Here is a 13,175-nt window from a genome sequence, read left to right on the forward strand (position 1 = left end):
CCACTCTCAAAAACTCATCCAATGGCAGATCATAACGAATTAGGCAAAAAAGCAGAAGACTTGGCAGCTGAATATTTAGTAAAAAACGGATACAAAATTCTTGTCAGAAACTTCCGCTTTCAAAAATCTGAAATTGATATTATTGCTGAAAAAGATCATCTGATTGTTGTGGTTGAAGTAAAAGCGCGTTCCACTGATATTTTTATTCTTCCTCAGGAAGCGGTTACAAAAGCAAAGATCAAATCTATTGTTTTGGCAGCCAATCATTTTATGGAAGAGTTCAATAAAAATCAGGAAGTAAGATTTGATATTATTTCCGTACTCCCCGATAAAACCGGAAAATTAGAAATAGAACATATTGAAGATGCTTTTGAAGCATTCGATGCGAATTAATCAATGTAATAATGTAGCAAATTACCAGTGTAAAAATGATTGTTGCATTGCTAAATTATTACATTGTCACATTTAAAATTGAAAATTTTTATGAAAACAATACTCATCACGGGAGCTACTTCCGGAATTGGAAAAGCAACAGCAGAACTTTTAGCAAAACAGGGAAACAGAATCATCATCTGCGGAAGACGTGCAGAAGTTTTAGAAAAGGTAAAATCAGAATTATCAGAATCAGCTGAAGTTTTCAGTTTACAATTTGATGTTCGCAATTTACAAGAGGTTGAAAATGCCATTTCATCGCTTCCCGAAGAATGGAAAAATGTGGATGTTCTTATCAATAATGCTGGAAATGCACATGGTTTAGAACCGCTTTCAGCAGGAAGTACAGATGATTGGGATAACATGATTGATGGAAACGTAAAAGGACTTTTATACGTTTCTAAAACCCTGATTCCGATGATGAAAGAAAGAAATTCGGGGCAGATTATCAATATCAGTTCGGTGGCTGCAAGACAAACCTATGCCAATGGTGTAGTTTACTGCGCAACAAAAAAAGCGGTTGATGTCATTTCTGAAGGAATGAGAATTGAACTGACAGAATTTGGAATTCGGGTGACCAATATTCAACCCGGAGCTGTAGCAACAGATTTTTCTTTAATCCGGTTTAAAGGAGATCAGGAAAGAGCTGCAACAGTTTATGCTGGTTATGAAGCCTTAAAAGCTGAAGATATTGCCGATGCGATTGCCTATTGCATCAACGCTCCGCAACATGTCACAGTTTCGGATATGACCATTTATCCGAGCGCACAGAGCGAACCGAGAACGATTTACAGAAAAGGATAATCTCAATCTAAAATAAATTAATCTGAGAATTTGAAAATGAGGTTGTTCCCTATCCTACTTTTGTTTTGTTTTGCTTTGGGATTTTCTCAGAAGTATTCAAAACAGGAAAAACAATTGCTTTCCCAAACGGAAAAACTGGATTATTTGATGCAGAATAATGATTCAGGGATTATAGATTTGTTTGAAAAGGGTGTTTCTTTCGGTCATTCCAATGGCTGGATTCAGAATCTGGATGATTTTAAAAAAGATTTTTTGGACAAAAAAGTTATTTATAAAGAAATCAGGCAGACAGAAATTTCCGAAATTAAAAAATTCAACAATACATTCAGCATCCGAAGAAAAATAAGCGTCTCGGGTTTGTATAAAAATCAGGAATTTAAAATGACTTTATCACTTCTGGAAATTTGGATCAAAAAGAATTCCGGCTGGAAACTGTGGAGCCGGCAAAGTGTCGAAATAAAGCCATAAATTTGCGTGATTAGAAAAAGATAAATTATTTATAAAATTTAGTCTAAATGAAAATCCTATACCTTGAAACCTCGTCCAAAAACTGTTCAGTTGCCATTTCTGATGGTGATAAATTGTTATGTGTATGCGAAGAAGTTTCAGAAAACTATAAACAATCAGAATCGCTTCACACATTTGTAGAATGGGCTTTAGAAGGCGCAAAACTTTCTATGAAAGACATTGAGGCGGTTTCTTTAGGAAAAGGTCCCGGTTCTTACACAGGTTTGAGAATTGGTGCAGCTTCGGCAAAAGGGTTTTGTTATGGTCTGAAAATACCTTTGGTTGCCGTTAATTCTATGGAAAGCATGATTGAGCCGTTTTTAAGGCAAAACTATGATTTGGTTATCCCTTTAGTCGATGCGAGACGAATGGAGGTTTATACGGCCGCTTATGATGGAAATTCGGGTGAAGAAATCTTACCGACAGAAGCAAAAATTTTAGATGAATATGCTTTTGAAGAATTTAAAGATAAAAAAATTCTTTTTGTAGGAGACGGAGCTGCAAAGGCAAAAGATATTCTAGAACTTTCGAATGCCGAATTTAAAACGGATATCTATCCTTCTGCACAGTATTTGGTCAAAAAAACTTTAGAAAAAATACAAAATAAGGAATTTGAGGATATTGCTTATTTTGAACCTTTTTATCTGAAAGATTTTCATGGAGTTAAAAAGAAAAAGGCAGAATAACATCATTAAAAAAGCGAAGATTATTTTCTTCGCTTTTATATTTTATTTACCGAAAGGATTTGCCGGAACAGCATTGGGAACTGTCTGAAGTTCATTTTCTTGCGGTTTTTTGGGAACACCATTTTTTTGATTATTCATTGGCTGCATATTCTTATTCTGCTGAATTTGATTTTGCTGCTGATTGATCTTATCCTGAGGAATATTTCCTGCCTGATTGTTTTGATTACCTACCATCTGCTGATTATTCTGAATCGCATTTCCTTTATTATCCGTTGCCTGAAACTTCAGATCACTTTTCAGGTAATTCAGCATTTCTTTGGCTTTAATGCCTTCCGGAGTTTTGGCGTAATTCAGAACCAGTTGTTCAAGCTGCAGAATCATTACTTCTTTGCCATTGGTTTTTCCGGCATTGAAAGCGTTCAGAAGACTCAGTTTAGGAACCAGCGCATCTTTCGGATATTTGAGGATAATCTCTTCTATTTTACCTTGGCTTTGCGCAAATTTTTCAGATTCATACAATGAATATGCAGTTTTATATGCATTTTCTACTTCATCGGATGATTTTACAAAATTGCTGTTTTTAGGATTTCTGGCAAATTCAGCGTACGATGTGTAAGGATAATCTGTCAGTAAAATCTGTTTTGCTCTTGCAGCAATCTGAGGATTTTTCTCGTAATTCATTGCGAAAATTTCATACAAAGCCTGCAGCATTACTTTTTCTTCGGGTTTCACATCTACCAGATCGTATAATGTTTTGGTAGCTAAAGGAGTATTGGTAAAATAATTCTGATACATTACGCCCAGTCCCAGAGAAGCTGTATCTCTGTCTTTTTTCAGCTGTGAAAGTCTGGCTGCGTCTGTAGGAATCTGCTCAATGTAGAAAGCCGGCTCAAAACGTCTGGGATTAGGAGCTGTGTTTACGCCTAGAGCTTCATTTTTCAAATCCTCAAGAGAAGCCATTTTTTTGGAATAACGCCAATTGTCTGACAAAGCACGGTCGCCCCAAACCTGCTTAAAGGTTGCAGAACCTTTACTTACCGTATTGTTGTTGCTGAAATAAAAACCTTTGGCTGCTACCCCGAAATCCTCAAAACTTCCGCCTCCGTTGGCAAAAATAGAATTGGCATTATAGTCTCCGGAATCAAAACCTTTGCTTCTTTCGGCTCTTCTTCTCTCCAGTTCTTCTTTTTCTTCTTTAATTTTTAGTTTTTCGATGTATTTGGCAAAATATTCATTTTTCTGCGGTTCTGTCATTTTAGCCAAAGAAAGAATACTGTCGTTTTTCTTGATCAGGTAATAATTTTTTGAGATTTTTTTGATGTAGTTAGACTGATCCTGCAGTAAAATTTTTGAAGGTTCGTATGTCATCGCTACCAATGCAGAATCATAATAAGCTCCGGCTCCGATGTAATCATTCTTTTCCAGATAGCTCTTCCCTATTTCATAATAAGCCAACCCTCTTACCTGCGAATCGGACACTTTTTCCAGTAAAGATTTTCTGAAAAATTCCTGTGCCTCTGTCTTTTTGCCGGCTTTATTTGCCATTAATCCGAGAGCATAGTAAAATTCATTTTTTCTTGATCCGTAAGTTCCTTTTTTGCTTATTTTTTCAAGATAATCTTTTGCGCCTTCATAATTTCCTTTTCCGTTGAATGTCTTTGCGATTTCGATCTGAGATTTTACTTCAAACTCAAAATCATTGGCATATTTATAGGCAGAAAGAAAACTTTCTCTTGCAAGATCAGATTTTCCTTGTTCCTGTAATACCTGTCCTCTTAAAAAAGCGATTCTGCTTTTCAGTTTTCTGTTGCCGTTAAGATCAAATGCACGGTCTAATTCTTTTACTGCTTCTTCTTTTTTTCCGGCATCCAGAAGAGATTCTGCATAGTAAATACTCAGAATTTTTTCGTGGTCTTTACTTATTTTTTCACTTTTAAGCTGAGCAAATATTTCTTCAGATTTATGAAAGTTTTTCATCTGAGCATACGCCAAAGCCTCATACACATGAGCCAGAGGAAGTCTTTTATCCTCTTTCATGTGGGTAAAAACATAATTCAGCGCATCTAAAGCAGGAAGATATTTTCCCTGATAAATTCTGGACTGTGCCAGAATAATATAAGCATCAAAAATGGTTTTGTTCTGCTCCTCTCCTTTCCGGATAACAGAATATTTATTAATGGCTTTCAGAGCTTTTGCTTCGGCAATTTCTAAAACGGAAGCTCCGGGATTTTCGGTTCCGTCTGCATTTTGAGACACAGGATTATTTCCCGGCATTCCGGGTGGCATTCCCGGAGCACTTCTTGTGCTTGCAGACCGATTAACTTCCGCCATTTTCATTGAGTTTTCTGCAAATGCTGCAGATTGACCCAAATCACTCCCCAAAGGTTGCTCTTCATAAGTAAGAATAGGAATATATGGCGCATAAAAGTTATCCTTATGCTCTTTATCTCTGGCTGTAAACTCACTGTTTAAGGCATCTTTGGCATTAAACAATGTATTGTAGTATGTGGAAAAACCTTTCAAAAACTTTGATCTCGCTTCCGGCTTTTTCACTTTTGTGGAACAGGAAACGACAACAATTGCTGCTAAAAGGAATATGATTTTCTTTTTCATTATTTCAATATAACTCGCTAATTTACTTTTTATTATCAGCAGTTTGATGATTTTGTAAAAATAATAAAAAATTATTTTGGAAATTCCTGCAATTGCTTCAGTATTTTATTCACCAAATGAGTAGGCAGTCCCATGATGGTATAGAAACTTCCTTTGATGCTTTTTATTTTAGCCATTCCGAGCCATTCCTGTATTCCGTAGCTTCCGGCTTTATCGAAAGGCTGATAATTTTTAATATAAAAATCTATTTCATCATCAGATATTTCATCAAATTCTACATCGGCAACATCAGTTTCTGTGATGGTTGTATCTGTAGTTTTAATGGTTATTCCTGTAAAAACCTGATGAATTTTTCCGGATAAAAGGCGAAGCATTTTTTTTGCTTCCTGCTGATCTTTTGGCTTTCCGAGAATTTGGCTGTCAATAGCAACTACAGTATCTGCGGTGAGTAAAATTTCATTTCCAGAAAGATTTTGATAAGCTTTTGCTTTAAGCTCTGAGAGATATGCAGCCGAATCTTCGATGGCAATGTTTTCAGGCAAAATTTCGTCACAATCAATTTTTACGACCTCAAACTCTAAACCCAGCCCGGATAACAGTTCTTTTCTTCTCGGAGATTGCGAAGCTAAAAGTAATTTCATTGTAAAAGTTTTTAAACTGATTGTGTATTGTCATCATGCCATTTTCCCTGTATTTTCATCACCTGTTCAACTACATCGCGTACAGCTCCGCTCCCACCCTTTTTAGACGAAATATAATCAGCAATATTTTTAATTTCCGGAACGGCATTTTCCGGACATGCAGCAATCACAGAGTTTTGCATCATATGCAGATCAGGAATATCATCTCCCATGGTAAGAATTTCTTCATTTTTAAGATTGTATTTCTCCTTAAAATTTTCAAAATCGATCATTTTGTCGTGAGATTTTGCATAATAATCTTCTATTCCCAGATAATTGAGACGGTGTCTTACCATCTCGTCATTTCCTCCGGTAATCACACCGATTCGGTAGTCATTTTTAAGGGCTTTTACAATGGCATAACCGTCAAGTACATTCATCACTCTGCACATGTTTCCGCCGGGCATCAGATAAACGCTACCGTCTGTGAAAACACCGTCTACATCAAATACAAATGCTTTTATATTTTTTAAATTTTCTTTATAACTCATACATTTTTTTAATAGAATTGTTGATAGTCTTGTAGATTGTAAGACTTTCATCTTTTAATAACTGTTCGTGTAACTGCAAAACTCTCTGGTCATTTCTTACAGCAGGTCCGGTCTGTGCAGATTTAGGCTCAATTTCATGAATTTTCTGAATGGTTTCATCAATCAACGGCAAAAAATAGTCAAAAGGAATATCCTGCGAATCTGAAATTTCTTTAGCTCTAGCAAAAAGATGATTCACAAAATTACAGGCAAAAACTGCAGTGAGATGAATATATTTTCTTTTTTCATGAGTACTTTCCATCACATTTGCTGAAATTCTGGAAGCGAGTTCTATCAAAAGTTGCTGATCTTCAATATTTTCGGTTTCAATAAAGAAAGGAATTTTTCTGTAGTCCAGAGATTTAGATTTAGAAAAAGTCTGCAAAGGATAAAAGCTTGATTTTCTGTACACTCCTGCTAATATTTCTTTAGGTAAAGAACCCGAAGTATGCGCAACAAGACAGTTTTTTTTAGAAATGATTCTGGAAACTTCTTCAATAGACTGGTCACTTACGGAAATAATATATAAATCAGCATCTTCCAGTTTTTGAGTAGAATATGGAATATCTAACTCGTCTGAAATCTTCTGAAGTTCATTTTCATTTCTTCCAAAAATTTGTGATAAAGGAATGTTATTCTGTTTAAATGCTTTTGCTAAATGGTAAGCCACATTCCCCGAACCTATAATGACTGTTTGCATCTAACAAAGATAATAGTTTTTGGTTTTGGATTTGAAAGCAATCCGGAGGCAAATCGGAAGTTTTATCTATATTTATCAAAAGAAGTTTTAAAAATTTAATTTATTGGACTAAAAATTGAATGATTAATTTAACTTTTAAATATTTTTGTAATCCAAACAATGAAAGCATCACATGAAGAGTAAAGACGCAGAGATTATTGCGCTTATGCAAAACTCACGAACACTTGATAAAGGGATTCGTGTGATGATGGATGCTTATCAGAGTAGATTGTATTGGCACATCAGACGTATTATTGTAGATGGAGATCTTGCTCAGGACACACTGCAGGAAACATTTATAAAAGCATATCAGAACTTTCATCAGTTTAAAAATGACAGCCAGCTGTATACCTGGTTATACAGAATTGCAACGAATGAGGCTTTGCAGCAGATCAATAAGCTTAAGAGAATGCAGAAGACCGATGAAGATCCGGAATATTATATGCAGAATATAGTTGCTGATAATACGGAAGGAGATGCCGAAGAAATACAGGTTCTGTTACAGAAAGCAATACAAAGCCTTCCGGAAAAGCAGAAGCTAGTATTTACGATGAGGTATTATGATGATTTGCCCTATGAAGAAATATCTAAAATTGTGGATATGTCTGTAGGAACTCTGAAGACAAATTATCATTACGCAAAACAAAAAATAGAAGAGTACATCAAAGAAAATTATGAAAAATAATTTTTGAGAAAAAAACCAGACATGAAAGATTTTAATCTAAATAATTTAGAACGCAAAAACATTTATAAAGTTCCTGAAAATATGTTTGACAATATTCAGGAAAAGGTGTTGAGCGGAGTGAAAGATTTTGATCTTGATAAACTAGAACGCAAAAACATTTATAAAGTTCAGGATGATTTATTTTCTACCGTTCAGAATAATGTTTTAAAAGAGATTTCAGGAAATAAGAAAACGCCGATATTCAACCTAAATTGGGGTTATGCAGCAGCAGCTTCCTTAGCACTTATTTTTGGATCAACTTTTATTTTTAGTAATAATGAAGCTAATGTTGTTGAAACAGAAAACAGCATCACAAAATCTGACACTCAGATTAATGAAAGCCAGATTGCTTATCAAACTTTGAAAGATGATTTAACTTCAGTTGAAAATAGCAATCAAAAAGCTATAAGTCAGAAAGATGTGAAAGTTTCCGTTGTTAAAAGTGAAGTTACCCAGAATACAAATAAAGCAAACCTGCCCAAGAAAATTTCAGCAGAGACCAGAATGAATGAGTATCTGGATTCTTTTACCAGCTCGGAAATTGCGGAATTAGCCAATAATTCTAATCAGGATGTCTATTTAGACTTGTATAATTAAAGAAGATGAAGAAAATATTATTTACACTTTTAATGATCTCTGGGTTTGGACTAAATGCCCAAATTAAAGATTATGACTGGAAGAAAATGAATCCGGAGCAGAGAAAGGAGATAATAAACAATCTTTCGCCGGAAGAGAGAAAAAATCTTCTTACTCAGTTCAGAAATAATATGATGATTGAAATGCTGAACGTTCCGGCACAGGACAAAGATGAGTTTACCAGAATGTATACTGAGTACATTGAAAGTCAGAACAAAATAAAAAGTAAATTCGACTCAGATTTTGATCCGGATAAACTGTCAGAAGAAGAGGCAAAACAAAAGCTTCAGCAAAGTTTTGATGTAGGACAGCAGTTGTTTGAAAACAGAAAAAAGTATGCAGAAAAGATGCAGACTGTAATTCCTTGCCAGAAAGTACTTAAGCTTTTCCAGTCTGAGGGAATGATGAGAGATAAAATGAATGAAAGAAAACCTCACGGAAGAAATAAAGCTTCGGGAAAAAAGCAAAGCCCATAATAGTTTATTTTTTTAATGTTGGACGACCCTTGCAATCTATTGTGAGGGTCGTTTAATTTTATCTTAAACAATAAAGGAGAGTTACAATAAATCTGTGAGCTAAAAATAAACGGAATTATATAAATTTTTAAAATTTACCTTAATAATCACAAAATAGTACACACTATAACATTAAGAGAGAGGAATTGTCTCTCTTTTTTTTATCTTTGCAAATTACATAGTTCTTAAATGAAAAACATACGAAATTTTTGCATAATCGCCCATATCGACCACGGTAAATCTACTTTGGCAGACCGTCTTTTGGAGTATACCAATACAGTAACTCAGAGAGAATTACAATCTCAGACGCTTGATGATATGGATTTGGAAAAAGAACGCGGGATCACGATAAAATCTCACGCCATCCAGATGGATTATGAGCTTAATGGCGAAAAATATATTTTAAACCTTATCGATACACCAGGACACGTAGATTTCTCTTACGAAGTTTCGCGTTCTATTGCTGCCTGCGAAGGTGCACTTCTCATTGTAGATGCTGCACAAAGTATTCAGGCACAAACAATTAGTAATTTGTATCTGGCTTTGGAAAACGACCTGGAAATTATTCCGATTTTGAATAAAATAGATCTTCCGTCTGCAAATCCTGAGGAAGTTACTGATGAAATTATGGGGCTTTTAGGTTGTAAATATGAAGATGTTCTTCGAGTTTCAGGGAAAACAGGAGAAGGCGTTCATGATTTGCTTGAGCAGATTGTAAAAAGAGTTCCGCCACCAGTAGGAGATCCGAAAGCACCACTTCAGGCGTTAATTTTTGATTCAGTTTACAATCCGTTCCGGGGAATTGAAGCTTATTTCAAAGTCGTAAACGGAAGTATTTCTAAAAATGAAAAAATTAAATTCTTCGCAACAGGAAAAGAATACGGTGCAGATGAGGTAGGAACACTGAAACTGAAACAAGTACCTAAAAAAACTATTGAATGCGGTGATGTGGGCTATATTATTTCCGGGATTAAAGATGCCCGAGAAGTAAAAGTAGGAGATACCATTACTTCTTTTGTAAATCCGGCTGCTGCTGCAATCGATGGGTTTGAGGAAGTAAAACCAATGGTTTTTGCCGGAATTTATCCAATTGAATCTGAAGATTTTGAAGAATTGAGATTCTCTTTAGAAAAATTAAGACTGAATGATGCTTCTTTGGTTTTTGAACCAGAAAGTTCTGCTGCACTTGGTTTTGGTTTCCGATGCGGATTCTTAGGAATGCTTCACATGGAAATCGTTCAGGAACGTTTGGATAGAGAATTTAATATGGATGTGATTACCACAGTTCCCAACGTTTCATACCACGGATATTCCAAAAAAGATCCTGAAACAGCAATTCTCATCAATAATCCGTCTGAAATGATTGATCCGAATCTTTTAGACAGAGTAGAAGAGCCTTATATTAAAGCGGCGATTATTACTAAATCTGATTTCGTAGGTGCAGTAATGACTTTGTGTATTGAAAAAAGAGGTGAAATTGTTAACCAAAGTTATTTAACCGCGGATAGAGTAGAACTAACCTTCAATATGCCTTTGGCAGAAGTTGTTTTTGATTTTTACGACAGACTAAAATCGATTTCAAAAGGTTATGCTTCATTCGATTACTCACCAATCGGAATGCGTGCTTCTAAGCTGGTAAAAATGGATATTTTGATTAATGGAGATATGGTTGATGCTTTATCATCATTGATTCACGATTCTAACGCATATCACATCGGTAAAAAAATGTGTGAAAAATTGCGCGAACTGATTCCGAGACAACAGTTTGATATTGCAGTTCAGGCAGCTTTGGGAGCGAAAGTTATCGCAAGAGAAACTATTAAAGCTTTAAGAAAAGATGTTACTGCAAAATGTTACGGAGGAGATATTTCCCGTAAGAGAAAACTTCTTGAAAAGCAGAAAGAAGGTAAAAAGAAAATGAAACAAATCGGTAGAGTGGAAGTGCCGCAAACAGCATTTATGGCAGTTTTGAAGCTGAATGACTAAGAAGTTAATGAGCAAAAGATAAAAACAAAATCCGCAGAAATTTTCTGCGGATTTTTTTATTGAGATTAATGTTTTTATTTTTTCATAAACTTGATTTCCATTGTTTTAAATTCTTTTCCTGTTTTAGAATCTGGTCCGTACATTTCCATTTTTTGGGTATTATCATCTACGAAAGTGAAAACTTCTCTTACATTACAGTCTTTTCCGGGTCTTGACGGATCTGTCATTTTTCCTTTAAATTCAATAGATTTTGTTGACGGATTCCAATCGCCTTCCATATTCATAATTCCTGTTCCCATATTGTCGATCCATGTACTTACAAATTTCTTTTTAGAGTTGTCATAAGCCAGAATGCTCATTCCTTCAAATGGCATTCCCATGAAGTTTCCTTTGTGATTGCTTACCTGATAACGACCATCGAAAACCATTTTGTTAGTAACTTCAGATTGACTTACCATCGGTTTTCCGCCGTTTTCCATCCACATGGTATTTTCTCCAGACCAATTTCCGTCAGATTTTGCTAACATTTTGTGTATTTCTCCGGGAGTTGCATAATCCATCCAGGCTTTGGTTGCGGTTGCAGAATCTACAGGCTTCCATTCTTCATTGGTTAATGAATCTGTTTTATCTGAATCTGTTTTTGCAGCAGTTTTAGCTTTATCACAGGATGCAAGAAGAAAAAAAGTACAGGCAGTAAAAAATAAATTTTTCATAATAGTTTAGTTTTAAGTTGATTATAAATTTAATAAAAAAATTCATGTAAAAAATAATAATCTTTATGTTGATATTAATGATTCTAAATTGTAGCTTTGTGTATTCGTAACGCAAATTAGAACAATGGAGTCTCCAAAAAAATTACAGGATATAAAAGTGGCTGTAGATGCAGTAATTTTCGGATATTTTGATAAGAAAGATCTTCAGATCCTTCTCATTAAAAGAAACATCGAGCCTTTTAAAGGAGGCTGGGCGCTTCCCGGAGGTCTGGTTTTGGATGATGAAAACCTGGATGATGCCGTAAAACGCGAACTCCATGAAGAAGCAGGAATAAAGCCCGATTTTTTGGAGCAGCTTTACACTTTCGGAAACGTCGGTCGCGATCCTCGAAACCGTGTGGTTTCCATCGCTTATTTAGGACTTGTCAATCCATCCTACCATGAATTGTTTGCTGATTCTGATTCTGATGCGGAAGATGCACAATGGTTCAGCTTGAATCAGCTTCCGAAACTGGCTTTTGATCATCAATCCATTATTGATATTGCATTAAAAAGACTTCGTACAAAACTCCAGTATCAGCCGATTGGTTTTAATCTTTTAAACGATGAATTTGCCTTTTCAGATCTTGAAAACCTTTATAAAACCATCATCGGAAAAGAAATAGACCGCCGTAATTTCCGCAAAAAGATCATGAGCTACGGATTGCTTAATGAAACCAATAATCTTAAAAAAGAAGGCAGCGGAAGACCAGGAAAACTCTTCACTTTCAATCAGGAAAAATACAAGGAACTTGAAGAGCAGGGATTTTATTTCGAAATCAAATAGCTTTTCTTAAACACAAATACCACAAATATTTACACGAATCTTGCGAATAATTCTTTTCTGTGTTCACTGTCATTCAGAATGAAGCGAAGCGGAATGAAGAATTTTTAAACTTAAACTAAACATAATAATAGATTCTTTGAACTTAGTTCGCATCTCTTCAGACTGTGTCAGAATGATACAATGTGTGTAAATTTTACTCTCTATATTAATTGATTAAAATTTGTGTCATTTGTGAAAAACATTTGCGCCATTCGTGTTTAAATAAAATCAGCTTACCAAGTCAATTACTATCCCAATTTCAATATCAATAGAAACGGACTTTAGTCCGTTATTTCAATTAAAAAATTTCAATTGGCTTTAGCCTAAACATAAAACCAATAAATACTTGTGTCCTTTGTGAAAAACATTTGTGCCCCTTGTGTTTAAACAAAATAATTTCAAACCGACTTTAGCCAAAATATAAAGCATAAATAAAATTTGTGCCCTTTGTGAAAAACATTTGTGCCCCTTGTGTTTAAAAAAAAATAAATTTTTAACACTGAAAATCAATCAGTTAAAATATTTAGCGTAAAAATAACACAAATAAATTTGGAAGATAAAATCAGATTCATTTAAATTTGTGTAAAAATAACGCAATCATGAAATATACATTAAATAACGTGAGTTCGGAATAAGAATAAATAAATTTATGATACAAAAAAGCAGAAAAATTAGAATAATTAAGGTATTAAAATTCAAACATTTAACTAAAATTTCTGCTATGATTTCTTTTGATAAAATTCAC

The 13,175-nt window shown here is 34.7% G+C and carries 14 protein-coding genes; 9 read left to right on the top strand and 5 right to left on the bottom strand.

The window, feature by feature from the left end:
• Positions 1 to 21 precede the first annotated feature (21 nt).
• From AC0NBN_RS13900 to tsaB, 4 genes are all read left to right on the top strand, one after another.
• Complete coding sequence (locus AC0NBN_RS13900; protein ID WP_143883040.1) at positions 22 to 393, top strand: YraN family protein; 372 nt, start codon at positions 22 to 24, stop codon at positions 391 to 393.
• Between the two features lie 90 nt (positions 394 to 483).
• Complete coding sequence (locus tag AC0NBN_RS13905) at positions 484 to 1,236, top strand: SDR family NAD(P)-dependent oxidoreductase (protein ID WP_160813232.1); 753 nt, start codon at positions 484 to 486, stop codon at positions 1,234 to 1,236.
• A 36-nt stretch (positions 1,237 to 1,272) separates the two neighbouring features.
• On the top strand, positions 1,273 to 1,704 hold the full coding sequence (locus AC0NBN_RS13910) for a hypothetical protein (protein WP_160813231.1): 432 nt from the start codon (positions 1,273 to 1,275) through the stop codon (positions 1,702 to 1,704).
• A gap of 47 nt (positions 1,705 to 1,751) precedes the next feature.
• Positions 1,752 to 2,429 (top strand): tRNA (adenosine(37)-N6)-threonylcarbamoyltransferase complex dimerization subunit type 1 TsaB, encoded by a 678-nt coding sequence (gene tsaB, locus AC0NBN_RS13915; RefSeq protein ID WP_160813230.1) that lies wholly within the window; start codon positions 1,752 to 1,754, stop codon positions 2,427 to 2,429.
• Between the two features lie 42 nt (positions 2,430 to 2,471).
• Here tsaB and porW read toward each other — a convergent pair whose 3' ends face one another.
• The 4 genes from porW to AC0NBN_RS13935 form a co-directional block, all read right to left on the bottom strand.
• The gene (gene porW / locus AC0NBN_RS13920) at positions 2,472 to 5,042 is read right to left on the bottom strand and encodes a type IX secretion system periplasmic lipoprotein PorW/SprE (RefSeq protein WP_160813229.1); all 2,571 of its coding nucleotides are present in this window, start codon (positions 5,040 to 5,042) and stop codon (positions 2,472 to 2,474) included.
• Positions 5,043 to 5,113: 71 nt separating this feature from the next.
• Positions 5,114 to 5,683, bottom strand: a complete 570-nt coding sequence (locus AC0NBN_RS13925) for a Maf family protein (protein WP_160813228.1) — start codon at positions 5,681 to 5,683, stop codon at positions 5,114 to 5,116.
• 11 nt (positions 5,684 to 5,694) lie between these two features.
• Entirely contained in the window at positions 5,695 to 6,213 is a 519-nt protein-coding gene (locus tag AC0NBN_RS13930; RefSeq protein ID WP_160813227.1) for a KdsC family phosphatase, read from the bottom strand.
• The gene (locus AC0NBN_RS13935) at positions 6,203 to 6,952 is read right to left on the bottom strand and encodes a Rossmann-like and DUF2520 domain-containing protein (RefSeq protein ID WP_160813226.1); all 750 of its coding nucleotides are present in this window, start codon (positions 6,950 to 6,952) and stop codon (positions 6,203 to 6,205) included. The genes AC0NBN_RS13930 and AC0NBN_RS13935 overlap by 11 nt, the downstream gene beginning before the upstream one ends.
• 172 nt (positions 6,953 to 7,124) lie before the next feature.
• Between AC0NBN_RS13935 and AC0NBN_RS13940 the strand changes: the two genes are divergently transcribed.
• The 4 genes from AC0NBN_RS13940 to lepA all read left to right on the top strand — a co-directional run bounded on the left by AC0NBN_RS13940 (position 7,125) and on the right by lepA (position 10,852).
• Positions 7,125 to 7,676 carry a sigma-70 family RNA polymerase sigma factor gene (locus AC0NBN_RS13940; protein WP_160813225.1) on the top strand — a complete coding sequence of 184 codons (552 nt, stop codon included), beginning with the start codon at positions 7,125 to 7,127 and terminating at the stop codon, positions 7,674 to 7,676.
• Between the two features lie 21 nt (positions 7,677 to 7,697).
• On the top strand, positions 7,698 to 8,312 hold the full coding sequence (locus AC0NBN_RS13945) for a hypothetical protein (protein WP_474468636.1): 615 nt from the start codon (positions 7,698 to 7,700) through the stop codon (positions 8,310 to 8,312).
• A 5-nt stretch (positions 8,313 to 8,317) separates the two neighbouring features.
• On the top strand, positions 8,318 to 8,827 hold the full coding sequence (locus AC0NBN_RS13950) for a hypothetical protein (RefSeq protein WP_160813224.1): 510 nt from the start codon (positions 8,318 to 8,320) through the stop codon (positions 8,825 to 8,827).
• Positions 8,828 to 9,055: 228 nt separating this feature from the next.
• Positions 9,056 to 10,852 (top strand): translation elongation factor 4, encoded by a 1,797-nt coding sequence (gene lepA, locus AC0NBN_RS13955; protein ID WP_050377848.1) that lies wholly within the window; start codon positions 9,056 to 9,058, stop codon positions 10,850 to 10,852.
• Between the two features lie 74 nt (positions 10,853 to 10,926).
• Here the strand turns inward: lepA and AC0NBN_RS13960 are convergent, their stop codons facing one another.
• On the bottom strand, positions 10,927 to 11,565 hold the full coding sequence (locus tag AC0NBN_RS13960; RefSeq protein WP_160813223.1) for a DUF1579 domain-containing protein: 639 nt from the start codon (positions 11,563 to 11,565) through the stop codon (positions 10,927 to 10,929).
• 124 nt (positions 11,566 to 11,689) lie between these two features.
• Here AC0NBN_RS13960 and AC0NBN_RS13965 point away from each other — a divergent pair, with 124 nt between their 5' ends.
• Positions 11,690 to 12,391, top strand: a complete 702-nt coding sequence (locus tag AC0NBN_RS13965; RefSeq protein ID WP_160813222.1) for an NUDIX hydrolase — start codon at positions 11,690 to 11,692, stop codon at positions 12,389 to 12,391.
• Positions 12,392 to 13,175 lie beyond the last annotated feature (784 nt).

The organism is Chryseobacterium sp. L12 (genome assembly GCF_056133985.1).